Consider the following 23,834-nt stretch of genomic DNA (forward strand, 5'->3'; position numbering starts at 1 on the left):
TCTTTTTGTCCTCCTGACTGCCAAGTGCAGCGGGAGGATATTCACATCACGGAAATAGGAGTGAAATGAGATGAATAACATGCAGTTATTTGATTTAACGAATGCGCAAAAGCGTATATGGTATACCGAATTACTCTATCCAGATACATCCGTGTCACAGCTATCCGGTACAGCCAAGATGAAGGGTCACATCAATATCGCTGCCTTCATGCAGTCCATCAATTTGATTATCAAACAGTATGATGCGTTCCGCATTCGTATTACTTCAGTGGATGGAGTGCCCCAGCAGTATGTCGTTCCTTATGAAGAAAGACAGTTGGAGTGCTTGGATCTTACTCATATCGATAGTATTTCCGAGGTGGAAGCCTTACTTGAGCAGCACAAAAGCAAACCTTTGCCATTGCTGGACTCTGAACTCTTCCAGTTTTTGATTGTGAAGATTAGTGAGGAAGAGTATTGGATTAATATCAAAATGCATCATATTATTTCTGACGGGATCTCTATGGTGGTTTATGGAAATCAACTGACAGCCTTTTATATGGATTTAATTCAAGGAAATGAACCTAAGCTGAGCGATGATTGCTCTTATATTGAATATATTGCAGATGAGAACGCATATGAGCTTTCTGACAGGTACCAAAAGGATAAGGCATACTGGCTGGATAAGTTTTCTGACTTGCCTGAGCTGACAGGTTGGAAGTCATATAATCCATTATCGCTAAGTACCCAAGCTGTTCGGGAACATTTTACTGTGCCAGAGGCGCTATATCGCGAGCTACAGGCATTTTGCCAACAAAACAGGATTTCTCTGTTCCAATTCTTCATGGGTGCGATGTATATCTACATACACAAAGTGACGAATCAGCCAGATGTGGTGATCGGTACCTCGTTCGCTAACCGGGGGAACAAGAAAGAGAAGCAAAAGATCGGTATGTTTGTCAGCACGGCTGCCGCCAGAACATACGTTGACAAGGATGTAGAGGTGTTAAGCTTCCTGCAGGAAGTAGCCAGGGACCAAATGTCAGTCTTGCGGCATCAGAAATATCCATACAATCAGTTAATTCAGGATCTTAGAGAAATGCACGGCAACAAGGATATTCAGCGGCTTTTTGGTGTTTCCATGGAATACCGCCTTATCAACTGGGTTGACTTGGATGACGTGCGCATTTTGACGGATTATGATTTTTGCGGCGATGAAGTGAATGATTTCGTGCTTCATATCGTGGAAATCTTGGATGAAGGCGAGCTTGTACTGGATATCGATTATCGGACAGAGCTGTTCGAACGCAGTGAAGTAACGGACATGGTGTCCCAGCTGCTTACGATCGCCGAGCAGATCATTTATACACCGCAGCTTTCCATTGCAGAAGTAAATCTATTGGGAGAAGCAGAAGAGCAATCCATTCTGGCTCTTTCGGAAGGCGATGTAGTGGATTACCCGCGTGATAAGACCATTCATGGCTTATTCGAGGAACAAGCTGAGCGCACGCCGGACCACGTAGCTGTTCAGATGGGCGAGCAGAGCATTACATACCTAGCTCTAAATGAGCAGGCTAACCAGCTTGCGAGATATTTGCGCACCGAAGGCGTTGGTGCAGATGTACTCGTGGGGATTATGGCGGATCGTTCCCTAGATATGGTCGTCGGCATGTTGGCGGTTTTGAAGGCAGGAGGGGCCTATGTGCCAATTGATCCTGAATATCCTGAAGAACGCATTCGTTACATGCTAGAGGATTCAGGAGTCCGTCTATTGCTCACCCAAAGCCATCTATGGGAGAGTACCATTTTTGACGGAAAGCTTGTGAGTTTGGACGAAGCGGCAACGTATACAGGAGATGCTTCTAATCTGGAGAGCATTTCGGGACCGAGCCATTTGGCCTATGTTATCTACACATCGGGTACAACTGGCAAGCCGAAGGGAACGCTGATCGAGCACAAAAATGTAGTTCGCCTGCTCTTTAACGATAACAATTTATTTGATTTCAGTTCCCAGGATACATGGACGCTATTCCATTCGTTCTGCTTCGATTTCTCTGTTTGGGAGATGTATGGAGCGCTTCTTTACGGAGGAAAACTGGTAATTGTCCCATCCCTTACAGCCAAGAGTCCGGCAGCTTTCTTAGAGCTGTTGAGGGACAATCAAGTCACTATTTTGAACCAGACGCCAACATACTTTTATCAGGTTATACAGGAAGAATTGGCACAATCGTCCACAGAACTTAGCCTTAGAAAAATTATTTTTGGCGGAGAGGCTTTGAGCCCATCTCTTCTTAAAAACTGGCGGGCAAAGTATCCTGATGTGCAGCTGATTAATATGTACGGAATTACGGAAACGACGGTTCATGTCACTTACAAGGAAATCACAGAACATGAGATAGAAGCAGGCAAAAGCAATATTGGTAGAACCATTCCAACGCTTAGCGCTTATATTTTTGATGAGCACAGACGCTTGCAGCCTGTCGGGGTTCCGGGAGAGCTATACATTGCGGGGGATGGTCTTGCCCGTGGGTATTTGAACCGGCCAGATTTGACGGCTGAGAAATTTGTAGAACATCCGTATCGAGCGGGAGAACGCCTGTACCGAACTGGGGACCTGGCTCGCTGGTTGCCTGACGGCAATATTGAATATTTGGGCCGGATCGATCATCAGGTCAAAATTCGCGGCTACCGAATTGAGCTGGGCGAGGTCGAAGCCCAAATTCTCAAAGCTCCGGGCGTACGGGAAACGATTGTCCTCGCCCGGGACGACGAACAGGGACAAAAATTGCTGTGCGCCTACTATGTAGCCTCCAGCGATCTTTCGCCAGGGGAATTGCGTTCTCAGCTGGCAACGGAATTACCAGCTTACATGATTCCTTCTTATTTTGTTCGGTTGGAGCAAATGCCGCTTACACCTAATGGCAAGCTGGATCGCCGCGCGTTGCCGGCTCCTGAGGGTAGCGTACAATCCGGCGAGGATTATCTGGCTCCAAGAACTGCAGTGGAAGCACAGCTGGTGCTTATTTGGCAGGATATCCTGGGAGCTGCCCGCGTTGGCGTCCACGATAATTTCTTTGAGATCGGTGGTCACTCTTTGCGGGCAACATTGCTCGTTACGCGGATTCGCAAAGAGCTGGGATGCAGCATTTCGCTGCGTGAAGTATTTCAATCGCCTACGGTTGAATCCCTGGCGCGACTGGTGAAGGAACGCATTCCAACCATGTACGAGTCCATTCCACAGGCTGAAGAAAGCGAAGCATACCCAGTGTCCTCAGCGCAAAAGCGGTTATACGTGCTGAGACAGATGGATGGGGGAGAGCTCAGCTACAATATGCCAGGTGCCTTCACCGTGGACGGACCGTTGGATCGCGTGCGGCTGGAGTCTGCGTTCAAGGCACTGATCCAGCGCCATGAATCGCTGAGAACCGGCTTTTATATGCAGGATGGAGAGCTTGTTCAGCATGTGCATAAGGATGTTCCGTTCACGTTGGGCTATACAGAGGCTTCAGCGGAGGAGACGGATACGCTCATTCACAGCTTTACCCGTGCCTTTGATCTGAGCCAGGCTCCATTGCTTCGTGTTAGCTTAGTGAAGCTGCAGGAGGAGCGTCATCTGTTGCTGTTTGATATGCACCACATCATTTCAGATGGGGTTTCCATTCAAATACTAGTGGAGGAACTCACGCAATTATATCAAGGAGAACAACTACCAGAACTGCATATTCAATACAAGGATTATGCGGTATGGCAACGGGAACAGTCGGAAAGAGAATGGCAAGACCTTGAAGCGTATTGGCTGCAAACCTTTGAAGGAGAGTTGCCGGTATTGGATTTGCCTACGGACTTCCAGCGCCCTTCGGTTCGGAGCTTCGAGGGTAGCCGTATTGATTTTACATTGGACGAGTCTGGCAATAAGGCGATACAAGAGCTTGCATCCCATACAGGTACTACACTGTATATGGTATTGCTGGCCGCTTATTCGGTGCTGCTGCACAAATATACAGGGCAGAAGGACATCGTCGTAGGTTCTCCAGTAGCCGGCAGACCACAAGCGGAGCTTGAGGGCATCATTGGTATGTTTGTCAATACACTGGCTTTGCGCAGCTACCCGGCAGGAGAAAAAACCTTTCAGGATTATCTTCTGGAAGTCAAGGAAACAGCGCTCAAGGCGTTCGAGCATCAGGATTACCCTTTTGAGAAATTGGTTGAAAAACTGGGCGTAGGACGTGATGTCAGCCGCAATCCGCTCTTTGACACCCTGTTGGTATTGCAAAATACGGAGCAGGAAGAGCAAGACATGGATGGCGTGCACTTTACTCCTTACCCGATGGACACCGTCACAGCCAAATTTGACCTGTCCCTCAATGTAGAGGAGAAGGGCGCTGAACTAGCCTTTGGCCTTGAATATAGTACAGCTTTGTATCGGCGGGAAACTGTAGAGCGACTTGCAACCCACTTGCTTCGGGTTCTGCATGCAGTCGCGGCCAATCCTCAGTTGCAACTGGCTGAGATTGAAATGATTACACCGGAGGAGAAAGTACAGATCATTGAAGTATTCAACGCGACAGCTACTCCTTATCCAAGGGATAAGACCATTCATGCATTGTTCGCGGAACAAGCCAAGCATACACCGGAGCAGACGGCGTTGGTATTCGGCGATGTCCGGTTAACGTATCTTGAGTTGGAAGACAAGGCGAGCCGCTTGGCCCAAACACTGCGTCGTTTGGGGACGCTAAGGGAGCAACCGGTGGCTATTATGGGCGGACGGAGTATCGAGATGGTGGTTGGTATGCTCGCCGTGCTTCAGGCTGGTGGAGCCTATGTGCCGATCGATCCTGATTACCCAGAAGATCGGGTTCGTTATATGCTCGAAGATTCCGATGCCAAGCTACTACTGGTACAAAAGGGCGAGCTTATAAATGTAGACTACGGTATACCGATTGTTGACCTCAGCAGTGAAGAGGCTTATGCGTCTGATCCTGTCCAAGCTGAGGAGACAGTTCAGGGACCACAGGGACTCGCTTATGTTATCTATACCTCGGGTACGACAGGTAGACCGAAGGGCGTTATGGTTGAACATCGGAACGTGGTCCGTCTGGTCAAAGAAACCAATTATGTGGAGCTGAACGAATCCACGCGAATTTTGCAGACAGGAGCCGTGGCCTTCGATGCCTCGACCTTTGAGATATGGGGAGCGTTGCTTAACGGCGGACAGCTTTATTTCGTGGAGAACGACGATATCCTGATTGCCGATCGGCTCAAAGCAGCTATTGCCAAATACGGAATTACGACCATGTGGCTTACTTCACCGCTTTTCAATCAGCTTTCACTGCAGGACGAGTACCTGTTCAGAGGACTGAAAGCATTGCTGGTAGGTGGTGACGTACTGTCCATATCTCATATAAACCGTGTCATTGAGGCTAATCCTGATCTTGTCCCTATCAATGGCTATGGTCCGACAGAGAATACGACCTTCTCCACCACCTACAAGATTCCGGGTCGTGTTGAAGGGGGCGTGCCGATTGGGCGCCCGATTAGTAACTCGACCGCTTATGTAGTCAATGGATCGCTGCAATTACAGCCCATTGGTGCTTGGGGCGAGCTGATTGTCGGTGGTGAAGGTGTAGCGCGCGGATACCTCAATCGTCCTGACCTCACAGCAGAAAAATTTGTCCCTAGTCCTGTTAAGGAAGGGGAACGCTGCTATCGAACTGGTGATTTGGTTCGCTGGCTTCCAGATGGGAACCTGGAATTTAAGGGAAGAATTGATGAGCAGGTCAAAATACGCGGTTACCGTATCGAACTCCCCGAAATCGAGGCTCAATTAGCCAAGGTGGAGTCAGTAGTTGAAGCCGTAGTCGTCGTTCGCGCGGATGAGCTTGGAGAGAAGCAGCTTTGCGCTTATTATGTGGCAGATCGTACACTCACGGCAGGCGAAGTACGCCTTGCTCTATCGCAGGTACTTCCGGGCTATATGATGCCATCCTACTTTATCCAGATGGATCGTATGCCATTAACGTCAAACGGAAAAGTAGACCGCAGGTCTCTGCCAGCTCCGCAAGTAGGTGCGCATACAGGACGGAAGTATACAGCTCCTCGTACACCGGCTGAAGAAGCTTTGGCGTCTGTCTGGCAAGGGGTGCTGGGTGCCGAACAGGTGGGTATCCATGACAATTTCTTTGAATTGGGCGGAGATTCCATCAAGGCCATTCAGGTGTCGTCACGGTTGCTGCAGGCTGGCTATCGGTTAGAGATGAAGCAACTGTTCAAGTCCCCGACCATTGCCGAGCTAGGTGCAGAAATACAAACGGCTGTGCATATGGCTGAACAGGGAGTTGTGCGCGGAGCGGCTCGCTTGACTCCAGTCCAACAGTGGTTCTTTGGGCGGAAACAGGCAGAGCCTCATCACTTCAATCAAGCGGTCATGCTGTATCGTGAACAGGGATTTGAGGAAAAGGCCTTGCATCATGTGCTGAGAAAATTGGCTGAGCACCATGACGCCCTTCGCATGATTTTTCGGCAGACCGAGCATGGCTACGAAGCTTGGAACCGTGATCTTGGAGAAGGAGAGCTGTATAGCCTGATCACTGCTGATTTACGGAGCGAATCTAATCCGGTTGCAGCCATTACAACGCTGTCGGATGACATCCAGCGCAGCATCAATCTGGCAGAAGGTCCACTGATGAAGTTAGGGCTTTTCCATTGTCAGGATGGAGACCACCTTCTGATCGTGATCCATCATTTAGTGGTGGACGGAGTATCCTGGCGGATTTTGTTCGAGGACTTCGCAGCAGGCTATGAACAGGTGATCCAAGGACAAGCACTGACATTTCCGCAGAAAACGGATTCCTTCCGTGATTGGGGAGACGCTATTGCCCGTTATTCGGAAGGACCAGAAATCGAGGTGCATCGGGCGTATTGGAGCAAGCTTGGGGATCAGCCACTCGAGCAGTTGCCGAAGGATGAGGCTGTGGAAAGCCTTTTATTACAGGATAGCGAAGTGGTGACAGCACAATGGACGGTAGAAGAAACCGATCAACTGCTGAGAAAAGCCCATCGTGCTTACCAAACGGAGACGAACGATCTGCTATTGACTGCTCTAGGCATGGCGGTATCCAAATGGTCTGGTATTGGTAGGATCGCTGTGAATCTTGAGGGGCACGGTCGTGAGCCGATTATACCGAATATCGATATTACCCGTACTGTTGGCTGGTTTACAAGCCAATACCCAGTCATTTTAGACTTGGGAAATGATCTTGAGTTGTCAGCCTTAATCAAATCAGTGAAAGAAGAGCTGCGCCGTATTCCGAATAAAGGTATCGGATATGGGTTGCTCAAAACGATGGCGAGTCAGGAGGACGCAGACAGTTTCAATTTGCAGCCTGAAATTTCTTTTAACTATCTGGGGCAGTTTGATCAGGATTTGCAAGGAAGCTCGTTGCAGGTTTCTCCTTATCCGACCGGAAGCGCGCAAAGCCTGTTGGGAGAGCCAGCCTATACGCTAGATATTAATGGCATGGTGACAGACGGAGCCTTGACTCTGACGATGAGTTATAACGGAAAACAGTATAAGTCATCTACAATGAAACAGCTCGCTGGATATATTGAAGAAAGCCTACGGCAGCTTCTTCAGCATTGTGTAACCCAGGAAAGAACTGTATTGACACCAAGCGATGTGCTTGCCAAGGGGCTGAGCATTGCTGATCTGGAGGAGCTTTCTAAGCAGACCAGCCACATAGGCGATATTGAGAATGTATACAGCCTGACGCCGATGCAGAAGGGCATGCTGTTTCATGATATGTTCGAGCCGCATACAGGTGCTTATTTTGAGCAGGCCGCCTTTGACTTTAAGGGTAGTTTTGATCCGACCGCTTTCGGACACAGTCTGGATGCAGTGGTGGAGCGTCATGCCATTCTGCGCACGAACTTCTACAGTGGTTGGGGCAGTGAGCCTTTACAAGTCGTATTTCGGCACAGAGGTGCCAAACTGGTGTATGAAGACCTGCGTGAGATGAATGCACCGCAGCGTGAAGCTTATCTAAAGACATTTGCCGCTGAGGACAAAGCACAGGGCTTCAACCTGGCTGAAGATGAGCTTCTCCGTGTATCGATTTTGCAAACAGATGAAGAGAGCTTCCGTCTCTTGTGGAGCTTCCACCACATCGTCATGGATGGATGGTGTGTTCCATTAATTACACAGGAGGTGTTTGAACACTATTTTGCCCTCCTGGAAGGAAGAGAGCCTCAGCTGGCAGAGGTCCAGCCGTATAGCCGATATATTGAATGGCTGGAACAGCAGGATGAAGCAGCTGCGGCCGACTATTGGAGCCGATATCTGGCCGGTTATGAGCAACAGACGCTTTTACCTCAAGTCGGTGGAGCAGTCAAAGGAGAAGGCTATGTAGCAGAAAAGCTGAACTATCCTGTCAGCAGGGAATTGACTGAACGTCTGGAAAAGGTGGCCAGAGATGCTCATGTCACGATGAATATATTGCTGCAGTCCATCTGGGGCGTTGCGCTTCAACGCTATAACGGTAGTCGGGATGTTGTATACGGAAGTGTAGTGTCAGGCAGACCGGCTGAAATTCCGGGAATTGACCGGATGATCGGTTTGTTCATTAATACAATTCCAGTTCGTGTGAAGACGGAAGAACATCTCCCCTTCACAGTCCTGATGAAGCAACAGCAGGAGCAATATATGGCTTCTCATATGTATGACACCTACCCGTTGTTTGAAATTCAGGCTCAGACGGACCAAAAGCAGGATCTAATCTCACATATTATGGTATTTGAGAATTATCCTGTGGAAGAGGAAGTAGAGCGTCTAGGAGATGGCGAGGCTGCCTTTGAGATTGAGGAAGCGGAGCTTCTTGAACAAACGAATTACGATTTTAACTTAATTGTTCTACCGGGCAAAGAGATGAGATTGTTGTTCCAATACAATGCGCTCGTCTATGATTCAGCCACGATTGAACAAATCAAGGGTCACTTGTTTCACCTCATGGAACAAATTGTGGAGAATCCTGCAATTTCCGTGGATGCTCTGGAATTGGTTACGCCGCAGGAGAGAGAACAGATTCTGAGCGTATGGGGAGAAACGGAAGCCAGCTCCAAACACCGTACCACGTTTCACGGGCTGTTGGAGGAACAGGCGGCTCGAACGCCGGACGCGACTGCCATTCTGTTTGAGAACGAGATGCTGACCTATGCCGAGCTGAACGCAAAAGCCAATGGATTGGCGAGAAGACTGCGTGCTGAGGGAATCAAGACGGGAGACCTGGTGGGGCTGCTTGTTGAACGGTCAACGGATATGATCGTTGGGATGTACGGCATTATGAAAGCCGGGGGCGCCTACGTTCCAATAGATCCAGAGTATCCGAAAGAGCGAATCAACTACATGCTCGAAGATTCGGGGACGAAGATGATCCTTGCCCAAGCGCATCTTTTGGAGCATATAGGCTGGATGGGAAATGTCCTGTTGCTGGAAGAACCGTCGACCTATGATGCCGATGAATCGAATTTGAAGGATACGGCCGACTCTGATGATCTGGCTTACGTGATCTATACCTCAGGCACGACGGGTCAGCCTAAAGGCGTATTAGTGGAACACCGCGGACTACGAAATCTGTCGGACGTATATCGGGGACTCTTCGAAGTTACACCGCAGGATCGGATCGTTCAGTTTGCAAGTCTGTCGTTCGATGCATCGGTTTCCGAGATTATAACGGCACTGAGCCACGGAGCTACTCTATGCATTCCTTCTACGCAAGATATTTTAGATCATGCCCTGTTCGAGCAGTTCATGAACAGCAAGGCAATTACGATAGCGACTCTGCCACCAGCTTACATTATTCACCTTGAGCCGGAGCGCCTGCCAGCACTGCGATGCCTGCTAACCGCCGGCTCGGCCACATCGGTCGAGTTGATCGAAAAATGGAGGAAGCACGTACAGTACTTCAATGGCTATGGCCCAACAGAGGATTCTGTATGCACCACAATGTGGACTGTCCCGGACAGTGAAGAAACGATGGAACGGGTGTCCATTGGACAACCCATTGCTAACCATCGTGTGTATATCTTGGATGACCATTTCAGAGTGCTGCCTGTCGGCGTAGCTGGAGAGCTATGCATTTCAGGTATCGGGTTAGCCCGGGGCTATCATAACCAGCCTGCGTTAATGGATGAGAAGTTCGTGGACAATCCGTTTACTCCAGGAGAGCGTATGTATCGGACGGGTGATTTGGTTCGTTGGTTACCAGATGGAACTATCGAGTACTTAGGCCGGATAGATCACCAAGTCAAAATTCGTGGCTATCGGATCGAGCTGGGCGAGGTCGAAGCACACATGCTCAGAGTGCCGTTCGTTCAGGAAGTCGTGGCCTTGGCTGTGGAAAGTGAGGATGGCTACAAAGATCTAGTCGCTTACTTTGTAGCTGCTCAGAAGCTTGAGGTATCGGGGCTCCGGGCAGTTCTGTCGGAGATGTTACCTGGATATATGATCCCTTCCCGCTTCGTACAACTGGAGGACATGCCTCTGACGTCGAACGGAAAAATAGATCGAAAAGCGCTGCAGGGCGAGCAAGGATGGGCAGTTGCTTCATCTGAGGCTCCACAGACACCTGTAGAAATTCAATTAGCCGAAATCTGGCAAGAGGTGCTGGGTGTAGAGAGCGCGGGAGTAAAGGATAATTTCTTCCATTTTGGAGGCCATTCACTGCGTGCAGCTCTGCTAGTCTCACGAATTCGTAAGGAGATGAACCGCGAGATTAGCCTAAGAGAAGTGTTCGAGTCGCCTACCATTGAAGGCTTGGCTCGTGCCATTGAGGGCTATACACCGCTGAATTTTGAAGAAATTCCTACAGCGGGAGCGCGAGAGCACTACCCATTGTCCTCAGCCCAAAAACGGCTGTTTATCCTTAGCCAGCTGGAAGGCGGAGAGCTGAGCTACAATATGCCAGGTATCCTTACGGTTGAGGGAGCCCTGAATCGGGAACGACTGGAGCAGGCATTCCGTCGTCTGATTCATCGTCATGGTTCACTGCGCACCCGTTTTGTGACTGTTAACGGTGAACCTGTACAGCAGATCCTACCGGATGTTCCGTTTACGGTGGAATATGCGGAGTTGAGCGAGACAGAGGCAGAAGCTGCCCTTCAGCAGTTTGTTCATCCTTTTGACCTTGGCGAAGCACCATTGCTGCGGGTAGGTCTCATTCGAATTGCACACGAGCGCCATTTACTGTTGTTCGATATGCATCATATTGTCTCGGATGGGGTTTCTATGAATATTCTCATAGAAGAGTTCCTTCACTTCTACCAAGAAGAGGACGTATTGCCTGCGTTGCAGATCCAGTACACAGACTATGCGGTATGGCAGCAAGAGCAGCTCGGAAGCGAGCGCCTCAAAGCCCAGGAAGCTTACTGGCTGGATGCATTCCGCGGAAGCTTGCCAGTGCTGGATTTGCCAGTAGATGAAGTTCGTCCTGCGGTACGAAGCTTTGCGGGAGATCGGATTGACTTCCAGATTGATGCTTCTCTGAGCGCTTCACTCCAGGAGCTGGCTACCCGAACAGGTTCTACGCTGTTCATGGTGCTGCTGGCAGCCTATACGACGCTCTTGCACAAGTACACGGGGCAGGAAGATGTCATTGTCGGTTCACCAGTGGCGGGAAGATCCCATGCCACACTCGAGGGCCTTATCGGTATGTTCGTAGGCACAGTGGCACTGCGTACTTATCCAGAGGGCGAAAAGTCTTTCGAGGCTTACTTGAAGGAAGTGAAGGAAACAGCACTGCGGGCCTATGAAAACCAGGATTATCCGTTCGAGGAGCTGGTAGAGAAGCTGGAGCTTCAGCGTGACCTGAGTCGTAACCCACTATTTGATACTATGTTTGTTCTGCAAAATATCGAGCAGGGAGAACAAGAAATAGAGGGATTGCGTTTCACTCCTTACGATCAGGGCCATCCTGCTGCCAAGTTCGACCTCACGCTGACAGTGAGTGAAGCGGATGGGGCATTGAACTGCACGTTGGAATACGCGACTGCAATCTACAAGCGGGAGACCGCTGAGCGGATGGCAGGCCACTTTGTACAGCTTATTCAGGAAGCTATCACCAATCCGGGAATGTCGTTGTCATCCCTTGATATCGTGACACCGCAGGAAAAGTCGATGCTGATGAAAGATGCGGACGAAGCCAAAGCAGATTATCCTCGTGACCAAACGATTCATGCACTGTTCGAGGAACAGGCTGTCCGTAATCCGGATGCAGTAGCGGTCGTATGTGAAGAGGCAACCTTGTCCTATAGCGAGCTGAATGAGCGGGCCAATGGACTTGCCAGAACGCTCCGCGAGCGTGGTCTGCAACCAGACGGTTTGGTTGGAATCATGGCGGATCGTTCCCTTGAAATGGTCGTTGGGATTTTGGCCATCTTGAAGGCGGGCGGGGCTTATGTCCCTGTCGACCCTGAATATCCAGAGGACCGCATTCGCTTTATGCTTGAGGATTCGGGAGCCAAGCTGCTGCTGACACAAGCGCATCTGGAGACACGTATCTCCTTCACCGGAGACATCGTTAATCTGGACGAGGCGGCTTCCTACAAGGAAGATGTCTCAAATCTGGAGCCTACGGCTGGACCGAATCATCTTGCCTACGTTATCTACACATCGGGTACGACAGGCAAGCCAAAGGGAACGCTGATCGAGCACAAAAATGTAGTCCGCTTGCTCTTTAATGATAAAAATATGTTTGATTTCGGTCCTCAGGATACGTGGACGCTGTTCCATTCATTCTGTTTCGACTTCTCCGTATGGGAGATGTACGGGGCATTGCTGAACGGAGGTCGTCTGGTCATCGTTCCATCGCTTACTGCGAAGAGCCCAGAGCGTTTCTTGCAGTTGCTTAAGGACCAGAAGGTTACCGTGTTGAACCAGACGCCAACATACTTCTATCAGTTACTACAAGAAGAACTTAGTCATCGCGCGGCAGAATTGAGTCTTCGCATGATTATCTTCGGCGGGGAGGCATTAAGCCCGGCCTTGCTCAAGGACTGGAGAGCGAAATATCCGCAAGTACAGCTCATCAACATGTATGGCATCACGGAAACGACCGTGCATGTAACGTATAAGGAAATTACGGAACTGGAAATTGAACAGGGCCGCAGCAATATCGGTATCCCGATTCCGACACTACGTGCGTACATTCTGGATGAACAACGCCGTCCACAACCGATTGGCATTCCGGGTGAACTCTATGTGGCGGGCGAAGGCCTGGCGCGTGGCTACCTGAACCGACCGGAATTGACGGCAGAGAAGTTTGTAGCTCATCCGTTTGAAGCGGGCGAGCGCATGTACCGCTCAGGTGACTTGGCACGCTGGTTGCCGGATGGCAGCATGGAGTATTTGGGACGGATTGACCATCAGGTTAAAATCCGGGGTTACCGTATCGAACTGGGAGAAGTGGAGGCGAAGTTGCTCCATGCTCCGTCTGTGAGGGAGGCCGTTGTGCTTGCCCGGGAGGATGGAAGTGGACAAAAAGTACTGGTGGGCTATTTCACTGCCGATCAGATGCTGACAGTAGGCGAATTGAGAAAAGCCTTGGCTGCTGAGCTGCCGGCTTATATGATTCCGTCATACTTCATGCAATTGGAACAGATGCCGTTGACACCAAATGGTAAGCTGGATCGCAAAGCACTTCCAGCTCCTGAGACCAATGTGCAGACTGGAGCGGTTTATGAAGCGCCGAGGAACGCAGCTGAGGAAGCCTTGGCTTCTGTATGGCAAGGTGTGTTAGGAGCACAGCAGGTCGGCATCCATGATCACTTCTTCGATCTGGGTGGTGACTCCATCAAGGCGATTCAGGTGTCCTCTAGATTGTTCCAATTGGGATATAAATTAGAGATGAAGGATCTCTTCAAATATCCGACAATTGCTGAGCTAAGTCCGTATCTTCAAGTAGCCGGACGCACAGCAGAGCAGGGTGAAATCAAAGGTGCAGCGGAGTTAATGCCAATTCAGCGCTGGTTCTTTGAACGTCACACAGCGGAGCCACATCATTACAATCATGCTGTCATGCTCCATCGGAAAGACGGCTTTGATGAGGCTGCACTCCGGTTGACAATGGACCAAGTTGCGATTCATCATGACGCGCTACGTATGGTTTTCCGGTCTACAGAAGCTGGATATGCAGCTTGGAATCGGGGAATTGACGAAGGCGAACTCTACACATTGGACATCGTCGATATGAGACAGGTAGAAGACCAGGCAGCTGCTGTTCAAGCCCAGGCCGATGCCATCCAGGCAAGCTTCCACTTGGAAGACGGCCCTCTGTTCAAGCTAGGCTTGTTCCATTGTAATGATGGCGATCATTTGTTGATTGTCATTCATCACCTCTTGGTTGACGGCGTATCCTGGCGCATCCTGTTTGAAGACATTGCAACAGGATACGAGCAGGCGTTGAATGGACAAGCGATTGTTCTTCCGCAAAAGACCGATTCGTATCTTGTATGGTCCGAGCAAGCGGCGAAATATGCAGCAGGCCCTGCCCTGGACGAGGAACGTTCATACTGGCAGCAGATTGAGGAGACGATGCTGGCTCCACTGCCAAAGGATGAGGATCAGGAACCGGGCACCATTCGGGATACCGAGTCGGTTACGGTAACGTGGTCTGCTGAAGAAACAGACCTGCTGTTGCGACAAGCAAACCGGGCTTATCATACGGAGACGAATGATTTGCTCTTGACTGCGCTGGGAGCAGCTATTCAGCGCTGGACAGGCATGGAGCAGATTTTGGTTAACCTTGAAGGGCATGGCCGGGAAATGATCGTACCAGATCTGGATATTACCCGTACCGTGGGCTGGTTCACCACCCAATACCCTGTTCTGCTGAACGTGCAAGGTGGGCAGGAAGTATCTGCCCAAATCAAGCGCATCAAGGAGAATTTGCGAGAGGTTCCGCACAAAGGCATCGGCTACGGTTTGCTGAAGTATATGGCACCGGAAAAAGGTACTCGATTCAGCGTAGAACCGGAGGTTTCTTTCAACTACCTTGGACAGTTTGATCAGGATTTGGAAGGTAATGCTCTTAGCTTGTCTACACATTCAGTCGGTAAGGCGCTCAGTGATCACACACCACAGCAATATGCTCTGGATGTGAATGGCATGATTGCCGAAGGCCAGCTATCACTGACGATTACGTACAGCAACAGGCAGTACCGTAAGGAGACGGTAAGTCATTTTGCTGAATTATTACAGTCAAGTCTTAGCGAGGTCATCCAGCATTGTGTGACTCAGGAGCGTTCGCAGCTTACGCCGAGTGATGTTCTGTTCCAAGGACTGACCCTGGAGCAGCTTGATCGACTCACAGCCCAAACGGCCCATATTGGAGAGATTGAGGATGTGTACAAGCTAACGGCAATGCAGAAGGGCATGCTCTTCCACAGCTTGCTGGAGCCGGACTCCTCTTCATACTTTGAGCAGGCAACGTTTGAGCTACGTGGCAGCTTCGATGTAGATATCTTCTTCGAGAGCTTCCAGGCTTTGGCGCAACGACATGCCATATTGCGTACCGGCTTTTACAACAATATCGCTGATGTACCGCTGCAAGTTGTCTTTAAGCAACGGCCAATCCCTCTGAACTACGTAGATTTGCGTGCCGGTACGTTGCAGGAGCAAGAAGCCCAAATTCAGGCTTATACTACTGAAGATATGGCTAAGGGATTCAGCTTGTCAGAAGATCCGCTGATGCGAGTGACTGTTTTGCAAAAGGAACAAAGCTGCCTTGTATTGTGGAGCTTCCATCATATTGTCATGGATGGCTGGTGCATCCCGATTATTACACAGGAGCTGTTCGATTATTATTCTGCCCTGCGTCAGCAAGTACAGCCTGTACTACCACCGGCTCAGCCCTACAGCCGTTATATAGAATGGCTTGATGCACAGGACGATCAAGAGTCTTCAACATATTGGAGCCAATATCTCGAAGACTATGACGGTAATACTGTATTGCCGGAAGCTAAAACGAAATCTCAAGCTAAAGTAGAGGGTTACGTTCTGAATGAGCATGTTCTCCATTTGGGCGCGTCCTTGACCCATAAAATGGATGTTGTCGCGAAGCGCAATCATGTGACCGTCAACACACTCATGCAGACAGCCTGGGGCCTGATTCTCCAACATTACAATGCCAGCTCCGATGTTGTTTTCGGTGGCGTTGTATCAGGTAGACCTGCTGAGATCGCGGGGATCGAGAATATGGTGGGTCTGTTTATTAATACAGTACCTATCCGCGTACAGACATCCAAAGACGAGGCCTTTGTCGATGTGATGAAACGTACACAAGCACATTCGTTGGCTGATCGTGCCTACGACACCTATCCGCTGTATGAGATTCAGGGGAAAACAAGCCAAAAGCAAGACCTGATTTCTCATATTATGATCTTTGAAAATTATCCGCTCGACGAACAGGTAGAACAGTCGGGTAATCACACAGAGGACAATCTCGAAGTCGCCAACTTCGCCATGTTTGAGCAAACCAACTATGACTTTAACCTCGTTGTCATTCCAGGCGAGGACATTAGAGTCTGCATTCGCTACAATGCTTCGGTCTACGAGCAAGAAAGCATTGCGCGAATCGGAGGACATTTGTTGCAAATGCTCGACCAGGTAGCTACTCGTCCGCAAGCGACGATACAGGAGCTGGAGATTGTAACACCGGAGGAACGGACGAAGCTGCTTGACTGGGGTGGCAAGGCTCATGCCTATCCAAGTGATCAGGGTCTGCATACCTTGTTTGAGGAACAGGTTGTCCGTACGCCAGATAAGATCGCAGCAGTAAGCGGCGATATCCAGATCACGTATCGGGAGTTGAACGAGCGGGCGAACAGACTGGCTTCGACCTTGATAGACCAGGGACTGCGGAGTGAACAAGTAGTGGGTCTGTTAGCGGATCGGTCAGTGGAACTGCTGGTTGCCATCATGGGTGTACTCAAAGCGGGCGGAGCCTATGTACCGATTGATCCTGAATATCCGCAGGAGCGGATTCAGTATATTCTGAAGGACTCCGGCGCTGAGATTCTGCTCACACAGAGCCACCTGACGAAGCTGGCCTCCTTTGAGGGAATGGTTATGGAATTGGATTCTCCGCACATCTACGGAACCGGAGTGGATAATCCTAATATTCCTGTAAGAGGAAACGACCTAGTGTATTTAATCTATACCTCAGGTACAACAGGGAATCCGAAGGGAACCATGATTAACCATAAAGGGATCGTGAACTACATCTGGTGGGCCAATAAGGTCTATTGTGCAGGGCAACCAACGGACTTCCCGCTGTACTCATCCATTTCCTTTGACTTGACGATGACATCAATGTTTACTCCGTTAATAAACGGAGGGATAGTACGGATTTATGATGGTATAGATAAGGCAGAGGTCGTTCAGCATATTTTGCGCGAAAATGCGGTCGATATTCTCAAGCTGACGCCGACGCATCTCAGTCTCATAAAAGACATGACCATTCCAGCGGAGAGTCGTATTCAGCAGCTTATTGTGGGTGGAGAGAATCTGACCACGCATTTGTCCAAAACGATTACCGATCTCTTTGGCGGCAACATCAAAATTTACAATGAATACGGCCCAACCGAAACCGTCGTTGGCTGCATGATTCACCTGTACGATCCTGCGAAGGATACACGGGAATCTGTACCGATTGGATTGCCGTCCGACAACATATACATTCATATCCTGGATGAACAGCTTCGTCTTGTACCTTTAGGTGTGGAGGGCGAAATGTACATCGCCGGGGACGGAGTAGCCCGTGGATACCTGAATCGTCCGGATCTTACCGCAGAAAAATTCATTAGGGATCCGTTCGCTGCGGAAGGAAATATGTATCGGACCGGAGATTTGGCTCGTCGCCTTCCTAATGGAGACATTGAGTACATTGGGCGTATTGACCATCAAGTTAAAATACGGGGCTATCGTATTGAGCTTGGTGAGATTGAGGCCAAGTTGCTGGATATGCCACTTGTGGAGGAAGCTCTCGTTGTTGCGTGGGCAGACGCCAATGGACAGAAGTCTCTATGTGCTTACTTTGTAGCTGATCGGGAAATGTCTGTCAGCGAGCTGAGAAATGAACTTTCTGCCGAGCTGCCTGCATATATGATTCCGTCTTACTTTGTCCAAATGGACGTAATGCCTTTGACACCAAATGGCAAGCTGGATCGTAAGGCACTGCCTGAACCAAACTTAGGTGTGAAAGCAGGAGCCGCCTTTGCTGCTCCGCGGACGGATGTGGAGAATATTTTGGCTTCGATTTGGCAAGGTGTGCTCGGCGTACCGCTTGTTGGCATACATGATAATTTCTTTGAACTTGGAGGCGACTCGATCAAATCGATTCAGGTTTCATCAAGACTTCTCCATGCAGGCTACAAACTGGAAATGAAGAATTTATTCAGCTATCCAACAATTGCGGAACTGGCTCAGCGTGTTAGCGCAGTCAGCCGAATTGCAGATCAGGGTGAGGTACACGGAACGGTAAAACTGGGACCTGCCCAGCGCAGATTTTTCGAAGAGCAGTCAAAGGATCTACATCACTTTAATCAGTCGGTCATGCTGTACCGACGCGAAGGCTTTAATACCGATGCGCTCGCCAAGGTTATTCAAAAAATTGCAGAACACCATGATGCGCTGCGACTGGTATTCCGCCAAGGAGAGCACGGAGTAGAAGCGTGGAACCGCAGTTTGGGCGAAGGTGAGCTGTATAGCCTCCAAATCCACGATTTGCAGGATGAAAAAGCCCCGGCTTTGGCAATAGAAGCTGGTTCAGAAGCCATTCAGCGCAGCATCTCTCTGGAGGATGGGCCTCTCTTTAGACTAGGTTTGTTCCGCTGTGCGGAAGGCGAACATTTGTTGATCGTTATTCATCATTTGGCTGTGGATGGCGTATCCTGGCGTATTCTCTTTGAGGACTTGCAGGAAGGCTACGAACAAGCAGCACGTGGAGAAGCGGTCAAGCTCCCACAAAAGACAGATTCGTACCGTGCATGGGTTGATGGGATTACGCAATATGCCAACAGCCCGGCGGCTGAACAAGAACGTAGTTTTTGGGCAGAGGTAGAAGGAGAGGGATTTGCCCTTCTTCCAAAAGACAAGGTAGACGGCGCTCTTCTCATAAAAGACACCGAGGCTGTTACGGTAACATGGTCGCCAGAAGAGACAGAGCAGTTCCTGAAAGAGGCGAATCGCGCTTACAATACGGAAGTTAACGATCTGCTCTTGACGGCCCTAGGTATGGCTGTTCACGAGTGGACAGGGATCGAACGTGTAGGCATCGTGCTCGAAGGACATGGACGGGAGCCTGTTGTACCGGAATTAGATATCACTCGCACAATAGGCTGGTTTACAAGTCAGTATCCTGTCGCCCTTGAGATGGGAGGCGAAATGGAGATCGGCGCCAGAATCAAGCGTATTAAGGAAGGCCTGCGTCGTATCCCGAACAAAGGTGTAGGATATGGTATTTTGAAATATTTGAGTGACGTATCCACTGGCTCCTCCTTCTCGGCAGAACCGGAGATTACCTTCAACTACCTGGGGCAGTTTGACCAGGATCTTGCAGAAGGAACGATGGAGGTGTCCCCTTACTCGGCAGGGTCTGAGGTCAGTGAGGAGATGGTGCAGCATCAGGCCTTGAATATTAATGGACTGATTACCGAAGGACAGCTTCAGCTTTCGGTCAGCTATAACCATCAACAGTTCCATGTGGATTCGGTAGCGAAGTTTGTCGGTATCCTGAAGGAACGTCTCAGTGAAGTCATTGGACACTGTGCACGCAAGGATAGAACCGAGCTTACACCAAGCGATGTACTCCTCAACGATATCAGCTTGGAGGAAATCGAGGAGCTGGAAGAGCAGACACGGCACATCGGTAGCATTGAAAATGTGTATAAACTGACACCGATGCAAAAGGGAATGCTGTTCCACAGCTTGCTGGAGCCTCATTCAGAGGTCTACTTTGAGCAGGCCACATTTGAAATTCAGGGAGTATTCTATCCTGAGGATTTCAAACGCAGCTTACAGCATCTGATGAAACGGCATGCCATACTGAGAACGAATTTCCATGCTGGATGGGGCGACTTCCCTATACAGATTGTGTTCAAAGAAAGAGCATGCGATTTCGTATACGAGGAATTGCATGAGCTGGAACCGGGCGAAATGGAAACGCGTCTTGCAGCTTATATGGACCAGGACAAAGCGAGAGGTTTTGATCTTGCGAATGAAGCCTTGCTGCGTGTTGCTATTCTACGTACTGCAAAAGAGCATTACCATCTGTTGTGGAGCTCTCATCACATCATTTTGGATGGCTGGTGTATGCCTCTTGTGCTCCAGGAAGTGTTTGAAACGTACGGAGCTCTGCGTGAGCAAAGGGAACCTGAACTTCCTGCAGCTGTATCGTACAGCCAGTACATTCAATGGCTGGAGAAACAAGGCGAGGAAGAGGCATCCTCCTACTGGAGAGGGTATCTGGAAGGCTACGAGCAGCAAACGAAGTTGCCGCAGGCCGTCACACAGCCATCGGCAAAAGCAGAAGCCTACGTGTCGGAGAAGCTGGTATTCACGTTGGATGCGGATTTGACTGAGCGCTTGGAACAAGTGGCCAAACAGCATCAAGTGACGATGAACACGCTGATGCAAGCTGCTTGGGGAATCGTATTGCAACGCTACAATAGAAGTCAGGATGTCGTCTTCGGAAGTGTGGTTTCGGGGAGACCTGCCGAGATTCCAGGCATCGAAAGCATGATCGGTCTCTTCATTAATACAGTTCCAGTTCGAGTTCAGGCCGAAGGAAGCGAAACGTTCTCTCATGTGATGAAGAGACAGCAGGAATTATATTTGGCTGGGCATGCTTATGATTCCTATCCGCTTTATGAGATTCAGGCACAGAGCGAACAAAAGCAAGATTTGATTTCCCATATCATGGTATTTGAGAATTACCCGGTAGAAGAGCATCTGGAAGAGAAAATTGCCAATGATGAGGCTGAATACAAAATTACGGATGTTCAGATGTTTGAACAGACAAATTATGATTTTAACCTCATTGTGCTGCCGGGACGTAGTCTGGAGTTCTTGTATCGTTATAATGCCCGTGTCTATGACCGGGAGAGCGTGGAACGGATTCAAGGGCACTTGACGAAAATTCTGACAAGCGTATCTGTACAATCTGCTATCCGTATTGATGAGCTGGAGCTGATAACGCCAGAAGAGAAATCACAAATTATAGAGGTATGGGGAGACACAGCAGCTCCTTATCCGCGTGAGAAGACCCTTCACGGCATATTTGAGGAAAAAGCTGCACTCACACCGGATCATACAGCACTTATTTTCGGCGAAACGGAGCTTACCTACGGAGAACTTCATCAGCAGGCCAACCGCCTCGCACGTACGCTGCGTGCGCAAGGGGTCAGACCAGATCAGCCAGTCGGCATCATGGTCGAGCGTTCGCTTGAGATGATCATAGGTATCCATGCCATTCTAAAAGCGGGCGGCGCTTATGTTCCGATTGATCCGGAATTCCCTGAGGATCGTATTCACCACATGCTGGAGGATTCGGGAGCGAAGCTTCTGCTGACGAAGAGCCATCTCAAGGATCGTTTCCCATTCACTGGCACGATCCTGGCACTGGATGATCCGCAGGCGTATCATGCGGATGACTCCAATCTGGAGCCAATTGCAGGACCAGAGCATCTGGCGTATATCATTTACACGTCGGGTTCAACCGGCAAGCCGAAAGGTGTAATGATTGAGCATCGCTCCGCCGTCCATACACTGAGTCAGTTGGAAGCTGAATATCCGATGTTGGCAGGTGACCGATTCCTGCTCAAAACGACATTCACCTTTGACTTCTCCGTACCGGAGCTGTTCTGTTGGTTCTTTGGACAGGGGACGCTCGTGATCCTGCCGCAGGGCGTGGACAAAGATCCGGTGGCACTGCTGGAGGCTGTGGATGCGAACCGAATCACGCATCTTAATTTGGTACCTTCGATGCTCAGCGTGCTCGTTCAATATTTGAAGGAAAGCAGTACCCAAGGATTCCTTACTCTGAAATATCTGTTTGCCTGCGGCGAGACGCTGCCTGCCAAACTTGTGGAAGAGTACTATAAAGTATCACCTTATGCCGTACTGGAGAACATCTACGGCCCTACGGAAGCTGCTGTATATGCGACTCGATATACAACGAGTCGTGAGACTGCGACTCTAACGCATGTGCCTATCGGCAAACCGTACGCTAACGTCCAAGTATGGATGATGGATAGCGCTTCTCAGGTATCACCAGTAGGTGTGCCGGGGGAACTCTGCATTGCAGGTGAAGGGGTAGCGAGAGGGTACTTCAATCAGCCGGAACTGACAGCAGAGAAGTTTATTCCTCATCCGTACAAGTCGGGTGAACGGATTTACCGAACGGGCGATTTGGCTCGGTGGTTGCCTGACGGGAATATTGAGTACTTGGGACGGATTGATCACCAGGTAAAAATCCGCGGTTACCGCATTGAGCTGGGAGAAGTGGAAGCACAAATTCTGAAGGTACCATCGGTGCAGGAAGCGGTTGTTCTAGCACTGGCTGACTCCAGCGGAAGTACTCAGCTTTGTGCATACTTTGTGGCCGAGGAGGCGCTTGCAGCGGGCGTACTACGCGAGGCACTGGCCAGCGAGCTACCAAGCTACATGATTCCATCTGCTTTCGTGCAGTTGGGGCAAATGCCGCTGAATCCGAATGGCAAATTGGATCGCAAAGCGCTACCGGCACCGGAAACACTTCTGCGGAGCACAGCCGAGTATATCGCGCCGCGTACGCAGACAGAAGTAGAGCTTGCTAAGATTTGGTCCGAGGTGCTCGGAGTACAGGAAATCGGGATCAGGGATCAATTCTTCGAACTTGGCGGTCATTCCCTGAAAGTATTGGGCTTGATCCAAAGGATCTCGTCCAGTATGGGTGTTCATCTCCCACTTCAAGCCGTATTTAATCTGCCGACTGTGGAAGAGATGGCACATGAAATTTTCAAGCTGCAGGCAACAACTGCTGCAGATGAACAAGAAATGGAAATTATCCACTTCCCAGGAAAAGGAACGCTTAAAGTATTTTGCTTCCCTCCTCGGGTAGGTCACTCTCTGGGGTACTATGAGATGGCCAAGGAGCTGGATGGGCTTTGCGAGGTGTACGGGATGGAATTTATCGGCGACCGTTTCCAGGGTCAAGATATGTTGGATCGATACATCGATGCCATCGTAGATATTCAAGCAGAGGGTCCATATATATTCTTGGGATACTCACTTGGAGGAAATCTTGCCTTTGAGGTAGCTAAAGCCATGGAAAGCCGAGGTTACCATGTTGGGGACATTATTATGGTAGATGCTATGAGAAAGATGTCCAAGGATGAATCGACACCTGAGGAGCTTGAAGAGATTGTCGAGACGGTGCTGGACAGCATTAGGGAGCAGTACAAAGCATTCCTGGCCGATCCAGCCGACAGGGAGCGAGTCATGGACAAAATGTTGGTTTACTCCAGCTACCGCGATGAGCTTATTAACGCAGGTGAAGTTCATGCGAATATCCATGCTATGATTGCAGAGGATGATAGTGTTGGTCCGGATACATCATTAGATAAATTGTTATGGCAACAGGCAACACTTGGCCAATACAAAGAATACGGGGTCATTGGAACGCACGATGTGCTGCTTGATTCCGGTTTTGTTGGGGAGAATGCTAAAGTACTGAGACAGATACTTGGTAAAATTGCAGAAGCCTCAACTAAAAACAAGTCTATTTTGTCCTAATATCAATCAACCAGAATAGTAGTGGGCAACAAAG

1 protein-coding gene is annotated in these 23,834 nt (G+C 49.6%); it reads left to right on the plus strand.

Features of this window, described 5'->3' with window-relative positions; translation table 11 throughout:
* Positions 1-70 precede the first annotated feature (70 nt).
* Positions 71-23,800, plus strand: coding sequence for a non-ribosomal peptide synthase/polyketide synthase (locus MKX36_RS00415; protein WP_340864025.1), 23,730 nt, complete (start codon positions 71-73; stop codon positions 23,798-23,800).
* The last annotated feature ends 34 nt before the right edge of the window (positions 23,801-23,834 follow it).

The organism is Paenibacillus sp. FSL W8-0439 (genome assembly GCF_038008995.1).
Classification (GTDB): domain Bacteria; phylum Bacillota; class Bacilli; order Paenibacillales; family Paenibacillaceae; genus Paenibacillus; species Paenibacillus polymyxa.

Excerpts from the sequence above, each read along its gene's own strand:
- MKX36_RS00415 (WP_340864025.1), top strand. The coding sequence starts at position 71 with ATGAATAACATGCAGTTATTTGATTTAACGAATGCGCAAAAGCGTATA.